This is a genomic window from Nocardia abscessus (genome assembly GCF_015477775.1).
Lineage (GTDB): Bacteria > Actinomycetota > Actinomycetes > Mycobacteriales > Mycobacteriaceae > Nocardia > Nocardia abscessus_A.
Genome location: NZ_JADLQO010000013.1, coordinates 68,785 through 94,488 on the forward strand (window position 1 = coordinate 68,785; position 25,704 = coordinate 94,488).

General features: G+C 64.0%; 22 protein-coding genes and 6 pseudogenes. 15 read left to right on the plus strand and 13 right to left on the minus strand.

All coding sequences use genetic code 11. The features are described 5' to 3' along the window. Positions 1-107: 107 nt before the first annotated feature. Positions 108-2,660 (plus strand): AAA family ATPase, encoded by a 2,553-nt coding sequence (locus IU450_RS27915; protein ID WP_195152719.1) that lies wholly within the window; start codon positions 108-110, stop codon positions 2,658-2,660. Then, complete coding sequence (locus IU450_RS27920; protein WP_195152720.1) at positions 2,654-2,827, plus strand: response regulator transcription factor; 174 nt, start codon at positions 2,654-2,656, stop codon at positions 2,825-2,827. Before IU450_RS27915 ends, IU450_RS27920 begins: the two co-directional genes overlap by 7 nt. Before the next feature lie 168 nt (positions 2,828-2,995). Here IU450_RS27920 and IU450_RS40120 read toward each other — a convergent pair. Next, a pseudogene (locus IU450_RS40120) lies at positions 2,996-3,139 on the minus strand (IS256 family transposase); the annotation flags it as partial. Between the two features lie 193 nt (positions 3,140-3,332). On the opposite strand from IU450_RS40120, the gene IU450_RS41385 reads away from it, so the two are divergent. Continuing rightward, positions 3,333-3,581 carry a helix-turn-helix domain-containing protein gene (locus tag IU450_RS41385; protein WP_416382915.1) on the plus strand — a complete coding sequence of 83 codons (249 nt, stop codon included), beginning with the start codon at positions 3,333-3,335 and terminating at the stop codon, positions 3,579-3,581. A 604-nt stretch (positions 3,582-4,185) separates the two neighbouring features. On the opposite strand, the gene IU450_RS27930 is transcribed toward IU450_RS41385, so the two are convergent. Both IU450_RS27930 and IU450_RS27935 read right to left on the minus strand, forming a co-directional pair. Continuing rightward, the gene (locus IU450_RS27930; RefSeq protein ID WP_195152722.1) at positions 4,186-4,425 is read right to left on the minus strand and encodes a hypothetical protein; all 240 of its coding nucleotides are present in this window, start codon (positions 4,423-4,425) and stop codon (positions 4,186-4,188) included. Positions 4,426-4,493: 68 nt separating this feature from the next. Continuing rightward, entirely contained in the window at positions 4,494-4,871 is a 378-nt protein-coding gene (locus tag IU450_RS27935) for a hypothetical protein (protein WP_195152723.1), read from the minus strand. Positions 4,872-4,982: 111 nt separating this feature from the next. Between IU450_RS27935 and IU450_RS27940 the strand changes: the two genes are divergently transcribed. From IU450_RS27940 to IU450_RS27955, 4 genes are all read left to right on the plus strand, one after another. Continuing rightward, on the plus strand, positions 4,983-5,204 hold the full coding sequence (locus IU450_RS27940) for a hypothetical protein (protein WP_195152724.1): 222 nt from the start codon (positions 4,983-4,985) through the stop codon (positions 5,202-5,204). A gap of 377 nt (positions 5,205-5,581) precedes the next feature. After that, positions 5,582-5,929, plus strand: coding sequence for a hypothetical protein (locus IU450_RS27945; RefSeq protein ID WP_195152725.1), 348 nt, complete (start codon positions 5,582-5,584; stop codon positions 5,927-5,929). Between the two features lie 4 nt (positions 5,930-5,933). After that, positions 5,934-6,605 (plus strand): hypothetical protein, encoded by a 672-nt coding sequence (locus IU450_RS40130; protein WP_228835242.1) that lies wholly within the window; start codon positions 5,934-5,936, stop codon positions 6,603-6,605. Between the two features lie 471 nt (positions 6,606-7,076). Then, positions 7,077-7,832, plus strand: coding sequence for a hypothetical protein (locus IU450_RS27955; protein ID WP_195152726.1), 756 nt, complete (start codon positions 7,077-7,079; stop codon positions 7,830-7,832). 770 nt (positions 7,833-8,602) lie between these two features. Here the strand turns inward: IU450_RS27955 and IU450_RS41390 are convergent. The 5 genes and pseudogenes from IU450_RS41390 to IU450_RS40135 all read right to left on the minus strand — a co-directional run bounded on the left by IU450_RS41390 (position 8,603) and on the right by IU450_RS40135 (position 11,968). Next, positions 8,603-9,013 (minus strand): methyltransferase domain-containing protein, encoded by a 411-nt coding sequence (locus tag IU450_RS41390; protein WP_416382911.1) that lies wholly within the window; start codon positions 9,011-9,013, stop codon positions 8,603-8,605. A 230-nt stretch (positions 9,014-9,243) separates the two neighbouring features. After that, positions 9,244-10,385 (minus strand): IS3 family transposase gene (locus IU450_RS27965; RefSeq protein WP_195152728.1). Its coding sequence is split into 2 segments (ribosomal slippage): positions 9,244-10,118 and positions 10,118-10,385, totalling 1,143 coding nucleotides; the frame shifts between segments, so codons are not numbered across the junction. A gap of 36 nt (positions 10,386-10,421) precedes the next feature. After that, positions 10,422-10,795 (minus strand): annotated as a pseudogene (locus IU450_RS27970) (transposase); the annotation flags it as partial. A 333-nt stretch (positions 10,796-11,128) separates the two neighbouring features. Further along, positions 11,129-11,536 carry a hypothetical protein gene (locus tag IU450_RS27975; protein WP_195152729.1) on the minus strand — a complete coding sequence of 136 codons (408 nt, stop codon included), beginning with the start codon at positions 11,534-11,536 and terminating at the stop codon, positions 11,129-11,131. A 27-nt stretch (positions 11,537-11,563) separates the two neighbouring features. Then, entirely contained in the window at positions 11,564-11,968 is a 405-nt protein-coding gene (locus IU450_RS40135) for an LGFP repeat-containing protein (protein WP_228835243.1), read from the minus strand. 616 nt (positions 11,969-12,584) lie between these two features. On the opposite strand from IU450_RS40135, the pseudogene IU450_RS40140 reads away from it, so the two are divergent. Next, a pseudogene (locus IU450_RS40140) lies at positions 12,585-13,107 on the plus strand (IS3 family transposase); the annotation flags it as partial. A gap of 18 nt (positions 13,108-13,125) precedes the next feature. Here IU450_RS40140 and IU450_RS27990 read toward each other — a convergent pair. Then, the gene (locus IU450_RS27990) at positions 13,126-14,163 is read right to left on the minus strand and encodes a peptidoglycan-binding domain-containing protein (protein ID WP_195152732.1); all 1,038 of its coding nucleotides are present in this window, start codon (positions 14,161-14,163) and stop codon (positions 13,126-13,128) included. Between the two features lie 1,010 nt (positions 14,164-15,173). Beyond that, positions 15,174-15,868 (minus strand): annotated as a pseudogene (locus tag IU450_RS27995) (IS30 family transposase); the annotation flags it as partial. 717 nt (positions 15,869-16,585) lie between these two features. Between IU450_RS27995 and IU450_RS28000 the strand changes: the two are divergent. The 5 genes from IU450_RS28000 (at position 16,586) to IU450_RS28015 (ending at position 19,717) form a co-directional block, all read left to right on the plus strand. Then, positions 16,586-17,344: a WD40 repeat domain-containing protein gene (locus IU450_RS28000; protein WP_195152733.1), complete on the plus strand. Its 759-nt coding sequence runs from the start codon at positions 16,586-16,588 to the stop codon at positions 17,342-17,344. Between the two features lie 73 nt (positions 17,345-17,417). Then, complete coding sequence (locus tag IU450_RS28005) at positions 17,418-17,588, plus strand: hypothetical protein (RefSeq protein ID WP_195152734.1); 171 nt, start codon at positions 17,418-17,420, stop codon at positions 17,586-17,588. Positions 17,589-17,699: 111 nt separating this feature from the next. Continuing rightward, positions 17,700-17,822 carry a hypothetical protein gene (locus tag IU450_RS40660; protein WP_267470624.1) on the plus strand — a complete coding sequence of 41 codons (123 nt, stop codon included), beginning with the start codon at positions 17,700-17,702 and terminating at the stop codon, positions 17,820-17,822. 136 nt (positions 17,823-17,958) lie between these two features. After that, a complete protein-coding gene (locus IU450_RS28010) occupies positions 17,959-18,972 on the plus strand; it encodes a hypothetical protein (RefSeq protein ID WP_195152735.1) in 1,014 nt (337 codons plus the stop codon). A 34-nt stretch (positions 18,973-19,006) separates the two neighbouring features. After that, positions 19,007-19,717 (plus strand): hypothetical protein, encoded by a 711-nt coding sequence (locus IU450_RS28015; RefSeq protein WP_195152736.1) that lies wholly within the window; start codon positions 19,007-19,009, stop codon positions 19,715-19,717. Here IU450_RS28015 and IU450_RS41395 read toward each other — a convergent pair. Beyond that, the gene (locus IU450_RS41395; RefSeq protein WP_416382912.1) at positions 19,644-20,615 is read right to left on the minus strand and encodes a DUF6585 family protein; all 972 of its coding nucleotides are present in this window, start codon (positions 20,613-20,615) and stop codon (positions 19,644-19,646) included. The two genes, IU450_RS28015 and IU450_RS41395, sit on opposite strands and share 74 nt — an antisense overlap. 48 nt (positions 20,616-20,663) lie before the next feature. Between IU450_RS41395 and IU450_RS28020 the strand changes: the two genes are divergently transcribed. Further along, positions 20,664-21,797 (plus strand): IS701 family transposase, encoded by a 1,134-nt coding sequence (locus tag IU450_RS28020; protein WP_195152737.1) that lies wholly within the window; start codon positions 20,664-20,666, stop codon positions 21,795-21,797. A gap of 175 nt (positions 21,798-21,972) precedes the next feature. Here IU450_RS28020 and IU450_RS28025 read toward each other — a convergent pair. Next, positions 21,973-23,294: pseudogene (locus IU450_RS28025) on the minus strand (IS701 family transposase). 103 nt (positions 23,295-23,397) lie between these two features. Between IU450_RS28025 and IU450_RS28030 the strand changes: the two are divergent. Next, positions 23,398-24,742 (plus strand): annotated as a pseudogene (locus tag IU450_RS28030) (IS701 family transposase). Here the strand turns inward: IU450_RS28030 and IU450_RS28035 are convergent. Further along, a protein-coding gene (locus IU450_RS28035) for an IS5 family transposase (RefSeq protein ID WP_324197859.1) occupies positions 24,731-25,554 on the minus strand; the annotation gives its coding sequence in 2 pieces (ribosomal slippage) (positions 24,731-25,204 and positions 25,207-25,554; 822 coding nt in all). The pseudogene IU450_RS28030 and the gene IU450_RS28035 overlap by 12 nt on opposite strands. Between the last annotated feature and the right edge of the window lie 150 nt (positions 25,555-25,704).

The window sequence follows — 25,704 nt, forward strand, 5'->3', positions numbered from 1 at the left end:
ACCCGTGCGGAGCTGACCACCTAATCCGGCGTCGAGAACGCCGGCCAACGTCACGCTAATCTGAACCGTGCCGTGTTTCGTGCGGCACGAGGGATAGGCGTTGTTGGATGGGATCCATGCTGTTCGGCCGGCAAGCGGAGCAGTCGGCCATAGACGGGCTGCTGAAGGGCCGGTCCGGCGCTTTGGTGATCCGTGGCGAGGCGGGCGTCGGCAAGTCGGCTCTCCTGGAATACGCTGCCGCAACAGCGGAGGCACGGGTATTGCGGGTGGCTGGTGTCGAGTCTGAGGCCGATCTGCCGTTCGCTGCCCTACATCGACTGCTGCGCCCGGTGCTCGATCAGGTGGAGGCATTGCCGCCGCAGCAAGCGAATGCGTTGCGCGCCGCCCTGGGTCTGGGTGACGTCGTGCACGGTGACCGATTCCTCGTCGGGCTCGCGACGCTCGGCCTGCTGGTGGAGCTGTCGGTGGCGAGCCCGGTGGTGTGCCTGGTCGACGACACGCAATGGCTGGACGGTGAATCCTCCGACGCCCTGCTGTTCGCCGCGCGCCGCCTGCATACCGAGCCCGTCGCCGTACTGTTCGCATCGAGGAACGGCTGGTGTTCCGGGGAAGATTGTCCCGCACGGGATTTGCCCGAATTGCGACCAGGTGGCCTGGACGACGAGGCTGCCCGCAAACTCCTCGAGGACGAAGCCCCGGACCTGCCACTCGCCGTACGTGACCAGATCATCGCCGAGGCGATGGGAAATCCGCTCGCCCTGATCGAACTGCCCCGCATGCTCACCCGCGAGCAACGCAAGGGCGCTCTGGTCCTACCGCCGTTCTCTCCTAGTGCGGAACAGCCCGTGACGGACAGGGTACTGATGGGGTTCCGCGCGCGGATCGCAGAGCTCCCGGACGACACTCGGTCCTGCATGCTGGTGGCGGTCTTGGAGAACATCGACGAGTTGGACGTGCTCACGCACACGATCGGCCTGCTCGGCGCTTCGCTGGAGGACTTCGCGGTGGCCGAGCGGGCGGGCCTGGTCGGGGTGGGCCCGGACGGTGTCACCTTCCGGCATCCGCTGGTGCGTACCGCGGTGCTGCTGGCCTGCGACATCGCCACCCGGATGGCCGCGCACCGGGCGCTGGCCGCGGCGGTCGACGCCGACCGGCGTGCCTGGCATCTCGCTGCCGTCGCCCTCCAGCCGGACGAGGAATTGGCCGGGAAGCTCGAAAGGCTGGCGCTGCGTGCGCGGCAACGCGGTGGTCAGGCGGCGGTGTCGGCCACGTACGCACGTGCGGCCGAGCTGTCCACAGATCCTGCTGAGGCCGTCCGACGGTGGACGGCCGCGGCCGAAGCCGCGACCGAAGCCGGACTGTGGCAACGCGCGGGTGAACTGGTCGACAGGGCACGGGACCGGGCAGAGGCGGAGACACCGACGGGCACTGTGCTGGCACAGCTCGCCTACGTACGCGCGAAACTGGAACTCCGATCCGCTCGGCCGTTGGCGGCCGTGCGGCTCATGCACGAAGGGGCCGAGGCGGCGGACGACATGCCGGCCAGGCTGTCGCTGATCGCACTGGCGGGCTACTACACCTGGGCCAGCGCCACACACCCGGATCAGCTCGCGCTGGCTCGCCGCTCCGAGGAGATGTGCCCGGACGGTGCGGGGCTGCCTGCCATGGTGCGCTCGGCCAACCGCGCGCTGCGCCTGCTCGTCGAAGGCAAGCCCGCGACGGCGGCCGACTTCGTGATCCCGGCCGGTCACCTACCGTCGGAGTTGCGTTACCTCATCGCGTTTCAGGACCTGGCCCGCGCCGGCGCGTACGGCATGCTCGATCGCGCGACCGGGCTCGTCGAGGAATGCCGGGCCGAAGGGCGACTGGGACGCATGCCCCAGGCCATGACGCTCCTCGCCATCGCCCAGCTCCTGAACGGACGGCACCCCTCCGCGCGGGCCACAGCGACCGCGGGCATGACCTTGGCATCAGATGTCGGCCAGCCGATGTGGCGCGGATACCTGGCGGGCGTGCACGCCTGGCTGTCCGCGATCGCCGGGGCGGAAGCCGAGTGTATTGCTCTGGCGGAGCAGGCGATTCAGGACGCGGACCAGCGTGCGTGGATGCCGGCGGCCTGCTGGGTCGAGTACGCGCGGGTGATCCTCGATCTCGGACTGGGCCGCTACGATGCGGTGCTCGATCGGGTGGACCAGGCGATGACCGGTCCCACCCGCCACGCCTTCCTGTGGTGGTATGCGTGGCCGGACTACATCGAAGCCGCAATCCGGCTGGGCGATTCGCGACGGGGCCACGATCGGCTGCGCCCTCTCGCGGAATGGGTCGAGAGCACGGGCCAGGCGGCGGCACTCGCCATTCTGCATCGGGCACGTGCGCTGCTGGCCCCGGACAACGCGGCCGGGGAGCTCTCGAGCAGTCCTTGGCGCTGCACGCCCGACACCGGCAGCCCTTCGATGAGGCACGTACTCGCCTGGTATATGGAGAGTGGTTGCGCCGCAATAGGCGTCGCGCCGAGGCTCGCCCGCAACTCCACGCCGCCATGGAGACCTTCGACCGGCTCGGCGCGGCCGTCTGGTCGGACCGCGCCGCCGCCGAACTGCGCGCGACCGGGCTTTCCATGCCCGACCACTCCCGTGCCGGCGATCCGCTCGGCGTGCTGACTCCGCAGGAACTCCAGGTGGTTCGGCTGGCCGCCACGGGGGCATCCAACCGCGAAATAGGCGCGCAGCTGTTCGTGAGCCCGCGCACCGTCGCCTATCACCTGTACAAGGCGTTCCCCAAGCTGGGCGTCGCCTCGCGCGCGGAGCTGGCCAAGCTGGTGTTGTGACGCTATAGCCGGTCGGCTTCGACCTCAGCTGCGGCCATCTCGTCGAGCAGGGCACCGAGCGACCTTCGCGGGGGGCTGGTGCCCGGCCGCAGGGGCATGGCCAAGGCGACCCAGTTGTCCACCATTGAAGGGTCTGTCCAGAGAACGGTGTAACCAGGGGTGTTTTGGTTAGGTCCGTGCGGCTGAGAGTCGGCCTTCCAAGGTGATGTCGAAGGCGTTCAGCGCGGCTTTCCATCTGGTGTTCCAGCGTTGTCGCCCGGTTCCGGTGGGGTCGAGGGCCATGACGGCCAGGTAGATGCATTTCAAGGCGGCCTAGGTTCAAGAGGTCAACGCAACACCCTTCATGACGTGGGGGTTCATGTTGGGACGTCCCGCGATATCGGTCGAGGTTCAGCGTTCGTTCTGGGCATGGATCCGTGAGGGCGAGATCATCGACACCGCGGCCGCGTCGGTTGATGTGTCGAAGACGGTCGGCTGGCGGTGGTTCCGCGAGGCTGGCGGAGTGATGCCGCCACAATGGTGTGAGCGATCGACTCGCCCGGCCCGACTGTCGTTCGCCGAGCGGGAAGAGATCGCTTGTCGCCGAGCGGCCGGCGAGAGCGTGCGAGCGATCGCCAGGTCCATCGGAAGGTCCGCCTCGACCGTCAGCCGCGAGCTCGCCCGTGGCACTCGACGACCGAAGACCGGTTGTCGATTCCGGTTTCGTGTGCGGTCTCTAGTTCTGAGGCGAGGGTGGGCCAGTAGGGGTCGGTGATGATGCGTGGGTCGAGGGTTCGGACTATCGGTGCCCACTTCTTGACCGGCAGATGGCGGTCTCTCAGGACATTGGTGACGCGGTGGTCAAGACTCTGCTGATGCCGGACTCGCGCGCCACCTCGCCGCCATCGAGGCCGGAGTCGATCCGCAAGCCCTCGTCACAGCCATGAACGCGGCACAGGCAGACAAAGCGGCAGCTCAAGCCGAGTTGAAGAGTCTGCCCAAGATCAATCGGCTCACCGAAAACGAGATCCGAAAGTTGATCGACTCGCTGGGTGACATCCGCGCAGTGCTCGCTGCGGGAGATCCTGCCGATAAGGCCCGGTTGTACCGAGCCTTGGCCTTAGAAGTGTGCTACCAGCACCAACAGCAACTCGCAATCGTTGGTGCCACCCCCTGTGGGGTTAGCACTGGTGTCCGGAGGGGGACACATGCGCTAACCACAGAGATCGACCTGCGGAAACGCTAGGAATGGACCGCTCCGCAGGGCGTGGCCCGCTTGACTTCGTTGGTCTCGGCGGCGGATTCTGCCTCGGTGTTCGAACCACATCCAGTGGACGACCATTGACGCCGGCGAGGCGGTGGGCGGCTGGCCGGCGCCCTCAGCTGAGCTGCTCGGCCAATGCCACGATGATGCTTTCGGGGTCGCGGACGTAACAGAGCCGATGGCTGTCCTCGTATTGCTTGAGCGCGCCGATCAGTTCGGCGCCGTGGGTACGCAAGCGAGCGAGGTCCTCAATGTCTTTGACTGCGAACATGTTGCGTGGTATGACCAGCATGTTCGCCGGTGCGTTTTCCGGCTCAGCGCTGACGCCGTCGGCGTGCGGAACTCCGGCAAGCACACAACCGATGGCAGACCGACCGCGAGCGCGCCGACGACGAACGGCGCCGCACCGCAGCCGCGATCGAGTCAGCCGCCGCCCGCCAGGCCGCCGAGGACCGAGTACGCGCCATCGAGGCATGCCCCCTCGGCTGCGCCGAGACCGGCGGCTACATCGGCGGCCGTGTCTGCGACCACGACCCCGGCACCGCCGAGCGCGCCCGCCGCGGCTCGGCAGCCGTCCGCGCCGTGCTCGCCGAGAAAGCCGCGCAGCGCGCCGAACGCGGCTCGGCCATACCAGAACCCACCGACACCCCCGAACGCCCGCGCGCGGACCAGCCAGTGCCGGGCCGGTGCCCGATAGCGAGGAGCACACCCATGCCTGACCAGACCGCCGGCGACGAGATCGACGACCTCGTCGACTGGCAACTCAGCCGCGGGGCGGGCGCCGCGACGACTGCCCGTCACCGCTCGAAGAGCCGCTGACGCGTCTGCACCGGCCCGGCCTGCTCGGGCTCGTGCGTGATGCCATCAGCGCCCTCGTGGGCAGGAGCGGTAACTCGCGGACGAGACGTCGCTATGAGTGACACCCGGCAAGTGTTGGCGCGCCTGTTTTCCGAGCATGAGCGCACAGCACGTATCAGCGTCGGTTGCCGCGCGTGCCTCGGCCTGGAATTTATCCACGAGGGCGAGCATGCCGAATACGTCGCTGACATGATCGCCGCCGAATTCCTGGTCGCACCCCAGGGGATGTCGTCTGCATCGAGTACGCGTGGGAGCACCGCACCCCGCATGGGGTGAACACCTACCCGGCCGCTGACGCATACCACGCTCGCCTCGGTGCGCGGGAGCGGCGGCATGTCCACGGCGACGGCTTGGTCCAGGCTGTGTGACCCTCGACCGCACCGGCGAACCGATCGAACCGGACACCTGCCGCACAACTGCCGCAAGGGGGGCTGGCTCACTCCCGAAGAGGCTGATGTGCAGGTCCCATGCCCCCTGTATCGGCCACGCCGCGAGCACTCCGAAGGCACCGGCTACAACCCGAACAACCTGAGTGAGCGGGCCCGGGCCGCCATCGAAAGAGCCGATCGAGATGGCTGAAGCGGATCCTCGGCCTGCCCTGACCAAGCCCGCCGTTGTCGATGAACGACAGCGGCGCCAGCCGAGGTGCACGGATGGCGAAGGCCCGTAAGATTGCGGTCATCCGCGGCGACGTGGTCACTCTCGCCCGCGAAGCTCGCCTGCCGAAGGGAGTCGGCTACGCCACGATCACGCTGCACTACCGGCCACGGGACAACAAGCCGCGCGACAGCGTGAGCCTCGCGCCGACTCTGAATGCGGTAGTCGACGGACTGACGCCGCAGAAGGTCGTCAAGACCAAGCGCGGGTTCAACGTGCACGCAGGCTATGGGTTCGTGCCCGACGAGTCCACACCGCACGTCTCCACCCCCGAACCGGTCATTCACTCCACCGAGCGCGGCGAGACCGGCGCACTGTGGCTCGAAATCACCTGGGAGGCATAGGCACATGGCCGCCGACGTCGATCAACTGTACCTGTCCCGCGCCGAAATGAAGCAGCTCATCGCCCTGCTGCGCCGGATACCCGCGCTCATCAACGAGCTCGCCATCACCGAGACGCGCCAAGCCGTCGTCAAGTCCGGCCTGGGCGCTCCCCGATGCCGGCAGGAACCCCAGCTACCGATGCACATCGGCGCGTACCTCGCCGCCGAAGCGCTGTACATCGAACTGATCGGCTGGGTGAAACTGGTCGCCGAACAACGGGCGCTCACCCCACCGCGCATCAGGGACACTCGCCGCGCGGCTCGCTGGCTCGACCGGCACGTTGTATCGCTGGCGATGACCGAGGGGTCCGAGACCGCGCTCGACGACATCAAGGCCGCGGGGACCCAATGCGAGATCGTGATGGATTTGCCGCTGGACGACGACATCGTCATCGACCAAGCACGGTTGCGGGCGGCCAACAACAAGGTCGTTACCGCATATCAAGTCGAGAAGCTCGCGGCCAAGCTCGGCGACGTCGGCAAGGGACTCAACCGCGACCGAGTGCGTTACCTGACGAAGAAAGGACTTCAAGAAGTTGACCGAGACGGTGAAACCAAGTTCTACCGGCTCGGTGACGTTCTTGCGGTACACGTCCAGCACCCGCGGCGGCCGCGGCGGCCCCAGTCAATCGCGTAGTTCCTCCGTGCGACACGCCGTCGTTGGGCATCATTAGCCACTAGGGATTCAGTCGTTCGAAGACGGAGGTCGGCTGGTGCATTGGTCGGAGTTCGCCGCGCTTGGCGCCGCTGGTGGGACTCTTGTCGAAGCGCTAGTGATCTTCAGATGCGTCGCGGTATGGCAGGCTGCGCGCCGGACGCCGGCAGGAAGGCTGAAGGCCAAGCCTGCGCCCTTCCGGGCGTATATCGATGTCCACGCTCACGTATGGATGCTCATTTTCCGGGCCGCGCTTGGCTCTATATCTGCGGGCTTGTTTGGGCTGAGCGGTGAGATCAGCGGGGCGTTCGCTGCGGTAGCGTTGGGTTTCGCAGCGCCATCCGTGTTGAGCCAACTCGGTCAATTTCCACAAATTGCCCAGCGCGTGACCGAGTCGGGAACCGTTTCATTCGTGGTAGAAGGCGAGCCCGCTACGGGAGAAGGTGGGCGAGGATGAGGCACAATTCCCGAGTCCGCCGTGCATTGTTTCAGATCATCGGCGTCGGCGATTATATGACTTACTATCTCATACCTCCCAAAGTCAAGGAAACTTCCCTTGTTAGACGTGTGATCGCGGGTATGTTGGGAGTAAACCTCTCGGCAGCGCATTTCGTACAAATGTCGCCCGCTGTATGGGCTGCCGAAAATTTCAAGAACGTCAGCGGCCAAGTGCGCATGACGGGAAGAATGGAAATACTCAGCTTGGTAGGAATGTTGACTGAGGTATGTAATCACCTCCAATCGTTCGACACTATAATGCTGGGTAGCTCAGACGTCGAGGCGATTGAAGTCGCATCCTTGAATGCAAAGATTCACCGTCTCCGAGAGGTAATGGGTGGCCTCTTCCATCCAGGCGATAGAGCATTTTATCGTCTGTTCGCGGGGCTTCAAAAATTGCGCGCATTTGAGTATGAAAGTGGTACTATTCAGGTTTCGATGGGCATGGGTTACTGGATTATCACTATCCAAGAGCTGATCAGGGTTTCCAATGTGCTCGACTCGGCGGCCAGTGAATTCGGCGCAAGCGATTTAAGTGCTCTTGACCTGAGGGGCGTCATCCTTGATGGCGTTCGATGGAACAGCGAAACGAAGTGGCCCGGCGATTGGCTTCCGATCGTCCTCAGCAATTCTGAAGAGGTTGGCCCGCAAACATACGAGATCCGTGGCCGCCGACACCGGGCGTGGCAGGAAGGCCGCACCACGGTGTAGGACTTGACAGAAGTTGTCCCTCCACGCGCGCTTATGGTGCAGAAGGAGAGTGCATCCCCCCAGGGGAGCACTCCTTTTTATGCCGAGTTCAGGGCCGAATAACCGGCTGGCTGCTACGTCGACGACACGCCCAAACCAAGGCGGTTCCCACCGCGCAGCGCAGCCACACTCAGCAACCCCCGAGTCCAGTCGAAGCTGGAGAAGATGAGACGCCGGTGTCCGGTGCGCCGGTGGCATGCGGCAGTGAGGTGGCAAGCCGACCGTTCGGCCACTCAAGGAGCGGGCGTGTGGATCACTGTCGGCTCGGCGACGTACTCGACATCGCGTTGCGTTGATCCTCGGTTGGAATCGGCTGCAGGCAATACGTCGTAAAAACTAATTTTGCCGAGTGGCTTTCGCCGTTCGGTCCGCGCGCCACGCTTATGAACGACCCCACGCATTTGGGCCGCCTTCACTTATGTTGGCCACTGAGGCGTGTTCAAAATCCGGGATTTTTCGAGTTAGCCAGCAGCGAGTGCCACAACTAGAACGCCGCGTGTTTGCTATAAATTTGCGTCGAAAGTGAAGGCTTCGGGTATTATGCCTTGTGGCCATTTCGAACTCCCAGGGATATTGGCTGCATCCGAGGTTGCGAATAGGCGTACCAACGGTGCGTTGCCAAAAGATTTATCATGAATTGCGAGCATCGCACACTGGATTGTCATTGAATTTACTGGACTCGGTATTTCTCTACGATTGCACGACTGGTCCAGCGCTGACGATTGCCGGTATCAAAATCCCACATACCTACCCGTGCCAGGCCGGCTGTCCGAGCCAGTTGACGCATTTCCCGAGAGGAGAGGATGTGCATCGCGAATCCTAGTAGATTGTTTCCGCCTGCTCGACTGAGGCCCTTTCCGTGCAAATCGCCGAAATTGCCGACCTTTCCGGTAACGCGGTCGATCACTTGCTGCCACAATTTGTACCGCACGCGTTTGATGGCGAGTGAGGAACAGGCTACCTGCGGGGTTCAGGACGCGGGCGGCTTCGAGAAGCGCGGACTCACGTGCTGCGGCCGGGAGAATCGACTCAATCAAGTGATAGATCAGTAGCACAACGTCGAATGCATTGGCGGCGAATGGCAATTTCGTAGCAGTGCTACACCGGCTTTGCCGCAGGCACGCGGTGTCGATAGCTGGCAAGTTGCTTCCGTGCGTAATCGATACCGATGAGTTGCGGGCGCTGGAGATGATCGTGAAGTCGGCCAGAACCGCAACCTATGTCTAGTAACTTCCCTGGGCATAAGTGTAGTTCCGCCGCTAGGCGAACTTCCCCAGATCTCACCTCGTCCTTGAGCAGCCCGGCGGCGACTGACCGGTCCCCGATGACGGGACCACCCGGTCTTTGAGTCCGGGTTGTTGTCGATCCAGTTTCAGTTGATGGTGCAGGCCACCGGGTGGTGGCGGTGGGTGCAGCGGGAAGCGTATTCGGCGGGCGTGAGATACCCCAGCGCCGAGTGGCGATGGGCTCGGTTGTGTTCGTCTTTGAAGTCGCCGATCACTACGCGGGCCTCGAGCAGGCTGGTCCAGTGGTTGCGGTTCAGGCATTCGGTGCGCAGCCGCCGGTTGAACGATTCGACGAAGCCGTTGTTCCACGGCGTGCCCGGTGGAATGTAGACCATTCCGACCCGGTTCGAGCAGAATCGTTGCAGCGCTACCGAAATCATCTCCGGTCCGTTGTCGAGCCGCAGCACCTTCGGTGCGCCACGGGCCGCGAACACCTTCTCCAGCTCGGTGACGAGCCGATCGGCGGTGATCGACCGCTCCACCAGGTGCAGCAGCGACTCGCGGGTGTGCTCGTCGACCATCGACGCGATCTTCACCACCCGCCCATCGACGGTGGAGTCGAACTGGAAGTCCAACGCCCACACAACCTTCGGCGCATCGGCATCGACCGGCCACATCGACGAAACACCCGCGCGTTTGCGTGGGTGATGCTCACGCACCTGCAGGCCCTCCTCCCGCCACAGCCGATGCACCCGTTTCTTGTTCACCGCGTGGCCCTCGTCGAACCGCAACGCCGCCCAGGCACGGCGGAACCCGTGACACGGATGTTTCGTGGCGTAGCCGCGCAGCCAGGCCCGCACACCAGCATCCGGATCGGCCGGTGTGGCCGCCACCGGCACACGGCGATAGGTCGAACGCGAAAGCCCAACCACCCTGCACGCGAAGCGTTCCGACATACCGAAACCGTCTTTCAGCATGTCCACGACGCGGCGGCGAGCGGCCGGGCTCACCATTTTCCCTTGGCGATCTCCCGCAGCGCGTCCTTCTCCAGCTCGGCATCGGCCAACAACCGCTTCAACCGCGCGTTCTGCTCCCGCAGCTCCTTGAGCTCTTTCGCCGCGTCGGTGTCCATCCCGCCGTACTGGCGGCGCCAGTTGTACAGCGTGGCCGCCGAGACCTCCAACTCGGCGGCGATCTCCTCACCCGAGCGGCCCTCCGCGGCCAGCTCGTCGGCACGGCGCAGCTTCCGCACGATCTCCTCCGCGGAATGCCGCTTGCGTCCTGCCATGTCCCTCAGTGTCCCTTCCGACCCTCATCAGGGCCAACAGGACTCTGTACGCCCGGCCGTGCCAGAGTATTGGCGTTGCACCCCTGCGGATTTGATGCCTTTCTTCAGGAACCCGGTCTCATCACCGGCCAGCACGGCCTCAGGGTCGCCGAGATGCTCGACCATGTAGTCGCGCACATCGTCACGCACCCCGTCGACGTCCCAGTCAGCGGCCCGCAGCAGCCGCTGCATCCCGTCCGGACAGCCCTCATCAGCACGCTCCGCGAGCGTCCAGCCGTTCTTGCGTTCCAGACCCGCCAGCAGGCCCGACACATACTCACGCGCCCGCCCCCGCGGCTCCGCCCGGGTGAACCGCTCCCGGATCCTCCCCATCAACGAATCCAGCTCGCCGCAGCCCGATCCAACACCACACGACAGGTCTACCAGCACCGAACCACACGAGTGCAGTTGCAGTATTAACCTGTGTTGCCCACCGGCCGCTGATCAGCAGCCGGAAACCAATCCGAACCCAATCAAGCCAGGCTGGCCACCCGGCGAAAGATTGAGGTTAGAACCAATCGGTCTCATTCATCGGGGGCAGGCCAGGGACGGTTCACTCACCCCTTGGTCAGGTCGTATCAATTTCGGTTGTTGCCTGCAGACGGTAGACCCGGCTGCACCAAGAGCGCTCGTCATACTCAGTCTGGCCGGTTTGCGAGTGTGGTGTGCATCTTCGATTAACCCGCTGTGACCGGAGCGGTTCGTCAGGGGAATACGACGTTCTGGTTGTCGATGTTGGACTCCCATACCTGCTGTGCTGTCCTCTTCCTCCCGTGGTCGGTTTCCTTGTCGTACCGTTTGGTTTCCCTGTCGACCGCGTCCTTATACTGCTGCCACGCCGTCCGTGGCGGCGTGCCGCCACTCCGCATCGCTGTGATTGCCTGTGCCGCGATGGCGCCCACGAGTAGGAGGTGGTACTGCTCGTGCCGCAGCAGCTGGTCTTGTGCGCTCTGTGGTGCAGAAGCTAGAAACGATCTACGCACCCAGGAGCTGGAAGCGTTGAACTGCGCTGTGATCCACTTCTCGCTGAAGAAGAAGGAATGATTGAACCTCGTTAAGGCATCGAACGGAAGCGGCGGGGCATCTATAGGGTTCCATTCACTCCAGGTCATTGGGAGGAATCCTGGCGGCGGCATCGGTCAATCCACCTCCTCGAACTCATGCTCGGGGTCAGCACCACCGAGAAATTCGAAGACTGCGGTCTGGCCGTCGGCGCTCGACCAGAAGATAGCCCCTCGTTCGAAGTCGCTGACCCGTCCCACAACTGTCGGTCCGACGACGTGGTCGTATTCATCTGAAGTGGGGTACCCGAGGATTCCCAACGGACCTTCCTGAGCCTGATAAGTCAGCAGAATGACCCCGTGCACCTCGAAAGGCTCAGTGTCAGGGCTGTCGTAGAGGGCGACGTTGACGCCGCCAGTTGTTGTCCAGGTGAACCACGTACCGACACCATCTCCGGTCGGGACGTTAAGAAAGGGCAGGTCGACACCTGGTCCCCAACCGCTCGCCACCAGTTCGTTGTAGCGCTGCTCAAGCCTGGTCATGTTGACTCCATTCGTTATTGCTCCCCTTCTGCACTGGCGACCAATTGACTGTGGTTTGCATACAATTCGAATGACTGATCTGGCGAGGAACCTCTTCGTTTCGTGCTCATCACCTCGTAACGTTACCGACAGAACACCTTTAGGCAGTGACGAACCGGGCACACCCTCGGACGGGAGCCGATCGGTACACCTGTCGCGAAGCATATCCAACCCTGGCACTGGCATCGCCGACGACCGCAGTCCCGGAGACCGCTGCCACCGTGCATCCCATCACCTCATTCTGTTGCTCGATCGTGACGCTCCCGTGGAATCGCGGTGAGTTCAGCACGGCCATGAATCGCCTCCTCACTCTTTCGCCCGCCGCTCTGGCGAGCTTCATTGCAAATCGTTACTCACCGATTCGGCAAACGCCCACACTCGGCGTCGATGACGAGTGTGCTCGCACAAAGACGCTGTTTGCACCGTGGCCCGAGTGTACATTTCAGGGAGACTGTCAGTATTCGGTTCATAGTGTGAATCGCCCCGGCATGTCCGGAGACTTTGATCTCTTGGAGAGGATGGAGTCGTGTCGTCGAGGAAGAAGTATCCGGCCGAGTTGCGTGAGCGGGCGGTGCGGATGTTTGTGGAGGTCCGTGACCAGCACCCGTCGGAGTGGGCCGCGATGCGGGCGGTCGCGGAACTGCTGGGAGTGACGCATCCGGAAACGGTCCGGACGTGGGTGCGTCAGGCCGAGGTCGACGAGGGCGCCCGCTCAGGTGTCACTTCCGACCGAGCTCGGCGTAAACCTCGCCCCCTCGACATATTACGAACATTGCAAGCGAGTCCCGACCAAGCGTCAGGTGCGTGAGGAGAACCTGAAACTGGAAGTCCAGCGCGTGCATCGCGAGAACTTCGGTGTCTACGGCGCCCGGAAAGTGTGGCTGCAGTTGAACCGGGAAGGCCACCGAGTGGCCCGCTGCACGGTCGAGAGGCTGATGCGTGAGCTCGGCCTGCGCGGGGTGTCGCGAGGCCGCGTCACACGCACCACGATCCCGGATCCGGCCGCTGACCGGCCCGCGGACCTGGTGCAGCGGAAGTTCACGCCGCCGGCGCCGAACCGTATATGGGTTGCCGACATCACGTATGTGTCCACCTGGTCGGATGGCTGGCCGTTCACGTCAGGGCCCTCCGGGCGGTAGGAGGTCCGGCCGTCCTGGTGTGCCGAATCGGCCGGCGATGATGTCGTCCATTGGCAATGTCGCCAACCGAAGCCGTTCGTCGACGCCGATGTCGCCCCAGCGCTGGAGCATGCCATTGGGCAGGGTGATCCACCGCCATCTATCCACGAAGACCAGGATGTCGGCGCCGGGGAGATCGACGACAAAGGCCCGGTGGTAGGGGTGGATGTTGTTGGTGAACGGTGTCGGTAGGCCCGCGAAGAACATCGTCATGAGCACGTCGTAGTGGGGTTGAATGACGGTGCGTTGCTCGTTCTCGAGAAGTTCCTGGTTACCTTCCACAACCAGCCCGGTCGTGATCTTGTTCCACGCGGCGCCGTATGAACGTGTCGGGAATCCGCGGAGAAATTGCGGGATGCCACCGAGATAGGCGGTGTACTCGGCGAACCGATCGTGGAGATGACCGAGTTTGATCGCCTCGGTCGGATGGTCGAGATACGCCTCGTGGAGCCAAGCGAGGTCGAAGAAGATGTCGCGGCCGATCCGCACCATGATCGATTGCTCGATGACGCCAGGATCTGTGTCGAGACCACCGACGACCGCACCTCCGGCCATGCGCCCCAACCCGGCCCAGAGCAGCTCAAGTGGGGCGGTGACGTAGAGATCGCGGTAGTAGCCGTAGAGGTCGATGATCCGCGGACGGTTCGCGGCCCAGCCGAGCGTGGGTTCCCACTCGACATGAGCAGCGTCGTTGGCCTTGGCCAGCGCTCGATTGGTGTAAAAGGACTTTCGGTCCGAATAGTGGAGTTGCTGATCGTCGAGGCTGGGCAGCGGTTCGATATCGAGGCGGGCCATGGTCTTCACACCGACCTTGCCGTCTGAGGGCTCGATGCCTCGCGACTGTTTGAACGCCGAGACAGCGGTGGCGGTTTCGTCACCGAACGATCCGTCGGCGCCGAATTTCGGCAGATCGAATCCGAGGTCGATCAGGGCCCACTGGACACGGCGGACAGAGATGCCGTTGTCACCGCGACCCATGACGCGAGTGCCGGCCGCACACGACTCAAGGACGCTGCCGTTCGCGAAGCGAGGATTGCCGAGACTCATAGTCGGTCCAGGAGGTCGAAGGGGCCTGCTTGAAATCCACCATATTTTCGGGTGTCGAGCTTTTCGCGAGTACCGGGCTACTCGATTGGTAGCTGGTCACGTTGTGCGGGCAGGCAGGGTCGGCCCTCGGCGAGAATGACGAGGGCGTCGAAGAACCGTAGCCTCAGCGGGACGTCCGACGATGTGGACGAAGCGGCAGCTGATCGACGGCATCAGGTGGCGGACCCGGGCCGAGTGCCGCGGCGCGACGTCCCAGCCCAACCTGGGACGTCGCCGCCGGGTAGTGCCGGTTGTCGCCCACCGGCCTTCGACCGGACCACTTTACCGGGCGCCGCGATGTCGTCCAACGATGCTACAACCGGCTTGAGCCATTGCCGCCCCCGATGCGACAACACCGCGACCTCGTACCAAGGCCGCTCGGTAGAGTCAGACAAGTTGAGGTCCAACTCGTCATCCTGGATGGCTGCGACAACCCTCTCGTGTTTGGTTCTGTCGTCGGGGCCTGGGCCGGTAATCCCTAGTTCCACGAATCGCTTGGTGATTCCACGATGGGTGCCCCATCAACGCCCGGCTGCAACAGCCACGCAGTGCCTGGAAATCGCGCTCATCCATTGAGCGAGAATCCTCCCGGATGCCATTCCACCGGCACGCTAGGAACAGATAGACCACCAGCCCTGGCTGGGCAGGTCGGTATCGCGCATGGGTACGTGTCGGCAATGTAGACGCTGACTACCACCCAGCGGCTGGTCTATGCGGATCACATCGCACTGTAAGCGCGACTTTCGCGATTCGGGCACCATGGGCCGATACGGCACCGAGCAACGTTAACGCAGCCGCCGCACACCTCTGCGATGCTCTGCACCGCGATGTTCTTCGAGGGCCGATTTCGCCGCCACTCTCGTGCCGAGTTGCTGATCGAAAAGCATCCCCAGATGCGGAAGGGGCAGGCGGACCAGAACCGTGAACCGGGTGGTCCGCTCGACGAGGGTGCCGATTGCCGACCGGTCGGTCCCGATGATCAGGCCGCCTTCCCAATGGCCCGGGATCACGCGATCGTCGGCCTCGGACGAGCGCTCGCCGATCAGCACGTCGGGAGTGACGTGGGCGCAGGCCACACGCTTGGCGCGGGCCCGCGGCATCCGCAGTGACCGGCCGGTCCGCAGATTCAAGATCAGTTCTCGGTCCAGAGCACCCCGTCCTTCGATATACAGTGCCTGGTAGATGGCTTCGTGGCTGATCCGCATCGACTTGTCATCGGGGAAGTCGATCCGCAGCCGCCGTGAGATCTGCTCAGGGCTCCACGCCTGCACCCATTGCCGGTCCGCGCGGTGCGGCTTGTTCCGGCCGGTCCATGTTCCGATCGCCGGGCCAGCAGCGATCCTGCCGTTCGCGTCGGCGATTCGCCCCGATAGTCGATGCTGGACATATTCCCGAAGTTGTTGGTTATCAACGAGTTTCGCTGTCTTCGGGCGTCTGCGAACAGTTCAGCCTTCCACTGCGCAACCGAGGCGCGGTAATCGAGCTTTCCTCCCCGCGTCGCTGCGTTGCGCCGCAACTCCCGCGAGATGGTCGACGGGCTGCCGCCCAACACCTGCACGATCTGCCGAACTCCCTTGCCCTGCACCCTGAGCAGCGCGCAACTCCGCCCGCCGAAGGGTGAGGAAGGCGCGTCGACGGTGTATTCGGGCCGTGGGCGCGGGGCAAGCGTGCCCGGATCCGCTCGACCAGCGTGCCCAACCCTGCCAGCGCCGCGCCGCAGTGTCCTCCATCGTGCTGCCGCACACGCCAGCCTGCCCTGACACCCCGTGGTAGTCCACCGTCGGCACGGGCCCGTGACGGAATCGGTAGCCGTGCTCGATGGTCAGGCATAACCATATGTCCAAGTCCTCGAGCGCTGGTAGGTGGGGGTTGTAGCGGGGCGCTGGCCGGGGAATGCGCAGGGCCGCGGTGTGGACGGAGAGATGAAGTTGGCTACCGTCAGCAGCTCGGCATCGAAGGGCGATGGGAGCGCATCGCGTTGTCGGACAGTCATGAGCATGGTTTACGAATCTGCGACATTTGCCGCGAATCTTGCATACGCTGAACGTACGGCTTCCCAGCAAATGATGCTTCTCAACCGAATTAGACCAGAAACAGTCGAAGTATCGCAGGTCAGAGTTGCCTTTCTTCATCAGCATCACCCACCACGCCGAAACGGGAGCGCGAGGGAGAAGAAGTGATGGCGGACCAGATTTCACCCCACGGACTGAGAAACATCGACCAAAGAGTTATTCAGGTCGGTGGAGGTCGACTGTCCCCGAGAGGCGTCCATGGCATAGCAGTCAGCCGGGACGGAGCACGACTGTACGCGACGGTGGACGCTTTTTCGGAACAGCATGGACAGAGTTTCCGCAGCATTCGCATTCTAGATACCGCCGCCGAATCAGTCACCGAAACCCTCATCGCGCGCGTCCCGGCGCGCGATGTCGCGGCCGGCCGCGATAGCGGGCACGTGTTCACGCTCGACGGAAGCACTGGTTGGCTCGCTAAAGTCGACACATCGAACGGACATAGCCTCGCAGAAACGCACGCCGGGACAGATCCCAACGGGCCCCAATGTCTGGCCACCACTCCGGACGGCTGGTGCATCGTCTCGGGCTTGCGTGATTCTCAGCTTTGGATCCACGATTTCGGCGTCGATGAAAAACTGCGCGGGGTCATCGCATTGGAGCGGCCCGCATTTCTTGCGGTGAGTTCGGATGGGCGCGTGTTTGTCGCGCATTCGCCCGACGAGGACATCATGGCCCCGGCCGATTCGATCTCGGTGATCGACATTTCAGGACTGACGGTTACACCCACGGTCCAAACCGCTGTCGTCACCGCTGCTGTCAAGACCGCTCGGCCGTTCACTTCATTCACCGTCAGCCCGGACGGCAGCAGGATTTATGGGGCCAGCGCGCCCGACGGCAAGTCGGTGCTTGTGTTCTCTGCCAAGACATCAGAGCTCATCGATGAGATCCCGGTCGCCGCCGGTCGGGTCGATTTGCTAGCAATCAGCCCAGACGGCCTGAGGCTGTACGCCGCGTCACCCACATCAGACCTCGTCGCGGTGATCACAATAAGCACTGGCTGAGCACACCGTGCCTCGAACAGCCCTGGCTTGGCAAGACGAACGGCGCCGCACAAATGGATTCCAACCGGAGCGCATGGTCGGCAAGGGCTTCGTCCTACTTGTACTCGACCGGGTCACGTTCGGTGCCACGGCACTGCCGGTATTCCGGTTGGGCCGTCTCGAGGTAGCGATCATCGTCAAAGCCGACGTGACGCGGACGATCGAGCACCGCGTATACATCGGCGCGAAGGCGACCGAAGTGTGAGTTGTTGCCTCAGCTCGCTGCGGCCGATTCACGTAGCCCGCTACTCGCGCTGTGCTGGCCTGCCGTTCCTACGCTGCTGGGTAGCCACTCATCCAGACGGAAGGAGGGGCCATGACCGCGAAGCAGCGAACGGACTTCGACGGCGACGGGCACGCCGAGATCCTGATCCCCAGCCCGTGGGGACTGGGTGTACTCAAGCTCACCGGCGCCCGTCGACCAGTGGTCGCTCGTTAGTTCGACGGATCCAACCACAGGTGGACCCGTGGGGAGAAGAACCCAGGCAGCGGGGAGAACTCAAGCGGAACGCGTTCGACATCCTCCAGAGCGAGGCGTGGCCGTAAGAACCTGAACTCGACAATTGGAGGCGGAAATGCCAGCATCACCGGAATTGCTCGCCGCCAGGGCGGCGCTCGAACCTGCACTCCCCGGCATCGACGGGGTCACCGGCATCGACATCGGATTTGCCGACGAGGAGGCACGCGACCCGGATGACCTCGCGGTACGGGTCTTCGTCCGCGATGCTTCCTCGATTCCCGCGGTGCTCGACGATGTCATCGGCGGGGGCGATATGCCGATCCGGGTGATTCAGCGGACGTTCGAACCGACGGCCGCGTTCGACACGAGTGCGCATCGCCCGGTCGTCGGCGGCGTATCAGTCGGCGCCGCACGCTTCGTGGCGACCGGCAACTTTCCCGTCGGCACGCTGGGGGCAATCGGTCGCACCACAACGACCTTTCCGCCGATGGTCATCGGACTGTCGAATCATCACGTCCTGGCCCACGACGGCGATCGAAACTTCGGCGACGAAATCATCCAGCCGGAACCGACACCCTTCGGACGTGTGCCGAACGATCTCATCGGAAGGTTGCTGAGCTGGGAGTTTCCCGAGATCGTGTATTCGGGGATTGCGGACGCGGCGATCTGTTCCATCGACCTACCCACGGTCGCGCTCCCGTCGATCACCGATATCGGTCTGACGGCGGGCACGAGACCGGTGTCGCTCGGCCTGCCGGTGACCAAACGTGGTCGAACGACGGGCGTCACACATGGGATCGTGACCACGGACAGTGCGGAAGAGCTTTTCGGCACCTACTACGTCGATTATAAGCATCTTCCGCCGGTCAACAATCCACTCACCGCTCAACCGACAATCGCTCGCGAACTCAAAAATCAAGTTCAGGTGATGATCGACTTTCCCCAGTCGGCAGTCTTCGGTGAGGAGGGTGACTCGGGCTCCGTCGTCGTCGATGGCGCCAACAGAATCGTCGGACTCTACTTCGCGGGCGGCTACGACGCGCCTGGAAATCCCATTCGCTTCGGACTGATGACGCCGATCTCCGTCATCGAGCAGGCGCTCGGCATCAGCTTCAGCTTGCCCACCTGACGCCGCACTATGCCGACCCAACCAGGAGACGATCATGACGCTCGAGTTCACCGCATTCACCGCCGACAATAATGGATTCAGATTTGCCAACGGCTTCGTCACACCGATCACGGTTCCCGGAAACATCATCAAACCGCCGACGCTCAGTGGGCTATGCGGTGGAATGTCGTATGCCGCGCTCGACTACTTCAATGCCGGTAAGCCGATCCCGACCGAAAATTTCACTGCGACAGGCGGCCTTCCGCCCACGAGTACGCCGCTGTACCGACAGATCCTCGAGCGGCACGTTGCATCGCTCGGTTTGAACGTGGTCCCGCCGTTCACGCCGCTGGCCGTCCCGCTACCGGGACTTCCGATCCCGATCTCGGTGTTACCCATCCCGGCGGACACCCACAACGTCCTCCAGTTTCTGAAGCCAAACACCTTCTGGACGAGCGCCCAGTTGACGCAACAGATTGCCGCGACGATCGCGGCGTTGCGCACAGGCAGGCCGATTCCGTTCGGATTGGTCGCTGCCACGTCGATTCTGGACTCACACGTCGTCGTGGCAACCGGATACGACGATGCCCCACCCGATGCCGCAGTGGCAACCGACTTCTTCCTCTACGACTGCCGGCATCCGATGAAGACCTGCACGTTGCGAGTGATACCGCAGTCCCAAAGTTGCGTGCTCAACTGTCCAGGCCTGCCATCCGAACCATGGAAGGCCTTCTTCGTGGAGCACTACACTGCCGCTGCGCCGTAGCAGGGCTTGCGACCGTCACCGGCGCGGCGGCCGTGTCCGGCAGCAGCGGGGTCGAGAAACCGCCGGGTGGAGGTGAAGTCACCGAACGCGCTCGTGGTGAGACCGATCGACTGCTTCGGTGGATACACCAACACTCGGCTGATCGCGTGGAAGCAGAGCCCGAAGTGAGGATCTCCAGCGCGATCGCGTCGGCGAGCAACCAACACCGACACACGCGGACGACACGCCGAAACAGGCAGTCGTGCGCGTTTTTTGTTCGTCCGCAGATGATCTTGCCGGCCGCCACCGCACGCGGCGGGCTAGCGCCTCCACACTCGCAACAAGCCGGATCGAGCAATGCCACGGCGTCGTTTACCAAGGCGTGCATCGGTGAGACAACGGCTTTGGACACCCTCTGCCGAAGGCCTCGTCCATGCCTATTTGCTGGCACGGTTGACACGAAATATGCACCCTGGTGGAAAACGGATTCCCACCTCACTATGGTGAGCAGCACGCGGAAGCCGTCTGGTTCGATCTCGGAGGAAGTCGGCGCCGGGCTCGGCGCTGGATCGCCGCCCGGCCCGCGATTCTCCGCGCCCAGATTGCGGGCCAAGGCCAGGAACATGTAGAAGTTGGGGATCTTGCGCACCGGGGTACTGGTCAGCGTCAGCCAGCGCCCCTCCGCGCCGACGCGCAGTCTCCCGTCCTCCACGGCGACCTGCCGGGCCTGGGGCCAGGGGACAGATCTTGCGTCGACACCGAACTCCCCGTGAACCACAATTTCGATATTTCCGACCTTGCCGCCGGTTCCGTCTGTGCGAATGAGCAATTCGTTGATCAGCGCCACAGCGGCCACGGCCAGTCGCGCCGTTAGGAGCGCGCAGATCACCGCCCGCCCCGGATCCTGGGAAGCATGCATACGAAAGCCTTAGTACTGCAACGGCAGTCGGTTCGGTAGCTTGCTGGTGTGGTGGTGGATGTTGTTGCAGCGGAGTTGGATTCGTTGCATGCGAGGATCGGTGGCCGGTTTACGCGGTCGGAGCCGCGGGGCCGGGCCCGGGAGTATGTGACGGGGCTGGTGGCGGGGTTGGAGCGGAAGAACGGGTGGACGCTGGCCGAGCGGGCTGGTGAGGTGAGCCCGGACGGGATGCAGCGGTTGCTGCGGTGGGCGGACTGGGACATCGACGGAGTCCGCGACGACGTGCGCTCGTATGTGGCCGAGCGGCTCGGCGACCGGGACGCGGTGCTGATCGCCGACGACACCGGGTTCCTGAAGAAGGGGGTGCGGTCGGCGGGGGTGCAACGCCAGTACTCCGGCACCGCGGGGCGGACAGAGAACTGCCAGATCGGGGTGTTCCTTGCCTATGCCTCCGGCCACGGGCACGCGCTGGTGGATCGGGAGTTGTATCTGCCGCAGTCCTGGACCGACGATCGCGACCGCTGCCGCGCGGCCGGTGTCCCCGAGGAGGTCGGGTTCGCGACCAAGCCGCGGCTGGTGATGGCCATGCTGGAACGGGCACTGGCCGCGAAGATGCCGTTTGGCTGGTTCACCGCAGATGAAGCCTACGGCCAGGTCAAATACCTGCGGGTTTGGCTCGAACACCACGACATCGCCCACGTGCTGGCCACGCGCCGCAACGACACCCTGATCACGACCGGTTTCGGCCAGGCCCGCGCTGACGAACTCGTCGCCGCGCTCCCGGCCCGGGCTTGGCAGCGGATCTCCGCCGGTGCCGGCGCGCACGGGCCGCGTGACTACGACTGGGCGAAAGTCCCGATCCGTATCGGCTGGCAACCCGGGCGCGGGCACTGGCTGCTGGCGCGACGCTCGGTCAGTGATCCGGCCGAGATCGCCTACTACATCTGCTACGGGCCGCGCCGGTCCACCATCGCGGACCTGGCGTGGATCGCGGGGTCGCGGTGGCGGATCGAGGAGTGTTTCCAGCAGGCCAAGAACGAAGCCGGCCTGGACCACTACCAGGTCCGCAGCTGGCGGGCATGGTATGCCCACATCACCCTGTCCATGCTCGCGCTGGCCTGGCTCACCGGGACGAAAGCCGTTGCCGCAAAAGGGGAAACAGTGACAGCGATCAAGACATGATCGCACTCACGCTACCGGAGATCCGACGCCTCACCATCGCCCTGCTCCTACCCGCCATCCGCTGCACTCACCGTGTCTGGGCATGGTCGAACTGGCGCCGCCGACGACAACACCAAGCCCGCCTATCCCACTACCGACGCCGAGGACACCCACTCACCTGACTGCCGTTGCAGTATTAGTACTCCAGCCGCACTTTGTTATGTAATCGGCGTCGCCGCTGGTAGTGGGCCTGTCTGGCTCGGTATTGGTGGCGTCGGCGCCAGATCGACCACTGCAAGATGGCGGCTTGGCCGAGATTGCGGGTGATCACGTGTGCCAGTAGACGTCGGATTTCGCCGAGGGTGAGCGAGATAAGGCCGCTGCCAATGCTTTTGGGGCGATAGCGGAGGTAACGGCGAGGTAGGTGTGGGCGAGCATGGCCAGGGTGATGTGGCGGTACCAGGCGTCGTAGCGGCGGACCTGGTACTGGTCGAGGCCGACTTCGGTCTTGGCGGTCTGGAAGCAGTCCTCGATCGACCAGCGGGCGCCGGCGACCCGGATCAGTTCGTCGTCGCTGGTCCCGGTCGGTGCGCAGCACAGGTAGTAGGCGATCTCGAGCTCGCCTTTGCTGTTCGGGGTGAGCGCGCGGCGTGCCAGCAGCCAGCGGCTCCACCCAGCGGTCGTCGTCCATGGGTAGGTCGGCAGCGAGGCCACCGCCCAGTCGAACAGTCGCGGCCCTTTCGCCCCGGCACCGCAGCTGAGTCGTTTCCACGCTTGCGAAGGTGCCTGTGCGACAAGATGATCGGCACGCGTGCAGCCCGCAGTGATCGGGATGGTCTGGCTGCGCGGGACCGCGACCACATACCCGATACACCGGTCTTCCAGCCAGGACCGGAACTTGTAGTCACCGCCATAGGCTTCATCCGCGGTCACCCACCGCGCAGGCACCCCGGCATCCAGCGCCCGCGCCAGCATCTGTTTGGCCAGCGTCGCCTTCGTGGCGAAAGCAACCTCGTCCGGCACGCCCGCCGCGTGGCAGCGCTGTCGATCCTCGGTCCACGACTTCGGCAGATACAGTTCCCGATCAATCAGCGTGCGCCCCCTGCTGCTGGTGTAGGCGCAGAACACACCGAGTTGGCAGTTCTCGATACGTCCGGCCGTGCCGGAGTATTGACGTTGCACCCCAGCGGATTTCACGCCTTTCTTCAAGAACCCGGTCTCATCGACAACCAAAACACCGTCCGGATCGCCCAGGTGCTCGACCGCGTAGGCGCGCAGATCGTCACGCACCCCATCGGCATCCCACGCAGCCTTGTTCAACAGCCGCTGCATCCCGTCCGGCGTCGTATCACCAGCCGCTTCCGCCAAGGTCCAGCCGTTCTTACCCGCCAACGGCGCCAACAGTCCCCGCACATACAACCGCGCCCGAGCCCGCGGCTCCGCCCGATAGAACCGGCCCGTCACCCGCCCGAACAGATCATCCAGCCCAGCCACCCACGCAGCCAGATCCTCATCGATCGACACAACGAAACAGGCTACCGCGCAACATAACAAAGTGCGGCTGGAGTATTAGTACTCCAGCATCACTTCGTGATGTTGTTGGGTAGCCTGTGTTTTCGTGGTGGTTGATGAGGATTTGGTGGCGTGGTCGGCGGGGTTGGAGGAGTTGTTCGGGCGGGTGGCGGGCCGGTTCGTGCGGTCCGAGCCGCGGCGGCGGGCGCGGGCGTATGTGCGGGGGTTGCTGGCGCCGTTGGCGGGCAAGAACGGCTGGACATTGGCCGAAGTCGCGGGTGAGTTCACGCCGATCGGGATGCAGCGTCTTCTGAACGCGGCGGCGTGGGATGTCGATGGGGTGCGTGATGACGCGCGGGCGTATGCGGTGGAGCATCTGGGTGATCGCGACGGTGTGCTGGTGGTCGATGAGACCGGGTTTCTGAAGAAGGGCGTGAAATCGGCTGGGGTGCAACGGCAGTACTCGGGGACTGCGGGCCGGATCGAGAATTGTCAGCTCGGGGTGTTCTGCGCGTATACGAGCGTGAAGGGGCGCACGCTGATCGATCGGGAGTTGTATCTGCCCAAGTCGTGGATCGCCGATCGGGATCGCTGCCGCGATGCCGGGGTGCCAGAGGATGTCGAGTTCGCGACGAAACAGGTTCTGGCCCAGCGGATGCTGGCTCGTGCGTTGGATGCCGGGGTGCCTGCGCGGTGGGTGAGCGCCGATGAGGCCTATGGTGGTGATTCGAAGTTCCGTACCTGGCTCGAGCGGCGACGGATCGGTTATGTGGTGGCGGTGCCCAGTAACGCGCCGGTCGTCATGTCGCTGGCCGGTAGCCGCCGCGCCGGCCAGATCGTGGCCGACGCGCCACCGCAGGCATGGAAGCGCCGTAGCTGCGCAGACGGCGCGAAAGGCCCTCGGATGTTCGACTGGGCCGTGGCCACGGTGCCCACCGTCAGTGAGGCCGGGCCGGGCTGGCGACGATGGCTGCTGGCCCGCCGGTCACTGACTCCTAACGTCAAAGGCGAACTCGAAACCGCGTACTACCTGTGCGGCGCCCCGATCGGCACCAGTGACGACGAGCTCATCAAGGTCGCGGGTGCCCGTTGGGCGGTCGAGGACTGCTTCCAGACCGCCAAGACAGAAGTCGGGCTCGACCAATACCAGGTCCGCCGCTACGACGCCTGGTACCGCCACATCACCCTCGCCCTGCTCGCCCACACCTACCTCGCCGTGACAGCCGCTATCTCCCCAAAAGCATTGGCAGCGAACTCATCCCACTCACACTTGGTGAGATCAGACGTCTCCTGGCACACCTGACCACACCATCACCGAACCTCACCAATGCACTGCACTGGTCAACCTGGCGCAGACGCCACCAGCACCGGGCAAAACAGGCCCACTACCAGCTACGACGCCGATTACATCACGAAGTGATGCTGGAGTATTAGACGTTGTCTCATGTCGCTGACCTCGCTTTCGTCAGTTTCTTGAAGCAGGTGAGCGCGGCGGCGAGTGTCAGGAAGGCGCAGAAGTGGATGCCCTTGCGCTCGTAACGCAGGTTGAGCCGGTGGTAGCCGGTGAGCCAGGAGATCGTCCGCTCGATCACCCAACGGTGGCGGCCGAGTCGCTGGCTGGACTCGATACCTCTGCAGGCGATACGGATGCCGATGCCGCGGTCGTGGACCCATCGGCGCAGTTCTGCGGTGTCGTAGGCCTTGTCCGCGTGCAACTTGGCGGGCTTGCGTCGTCGCGGACCGCGCCGCGACCGGACCGACGGGATCGCCCGCATCAGCGGGCGCAGCGCCTCGGCATCGTTGGTGTTGGCAGCCGAAATGCCCACGGCCAGAGGAATTCCCGCCCGATCCGACAGCACGTGCAGTTTCGAGCCGGACTTGCCACGATCGACCGGGCTCGGCCCGGTCATGTCGCCCCCTTTTTGGCTCGCACCGACGCCGCGTCGATCACCGCCCGCGACCAGTCGATCAAGCCGTCGCTACCCAGCTCATCGAGCACGGCGCGGTGTAGGCGCCGCCACAGACCGGCCTCGGTCCACACAGTGAACCGGCGATGCGCCGTCGGCACGGTGACCCCGAACGACGGTGGCAGCATCCGCCACGCACAACCGCTGGTCAGCACGTACACCACCGCGGTGAACACCGCACGCTGGTCGACCGGCGCGGTACCGCCACCCTGCATGCGCGGGACGAACTCCGGCAGCAACGGCTCCACCAGCTCCCACAACTCGTCGGGCACCAGCCGCTTCGACAACTCGTCTGCCACGATCGAACATCCTGCGACACAACCGATCCCGACACACCGGATACGGAGTACGTCGACGTGAGACAACGTCTTAGGTGACAGCCCAACTTGGCGTCCTGCGCGGCCAATGCACCCGATCGCGCAGTTCTTGTCGTTGAATGCCGGTATACG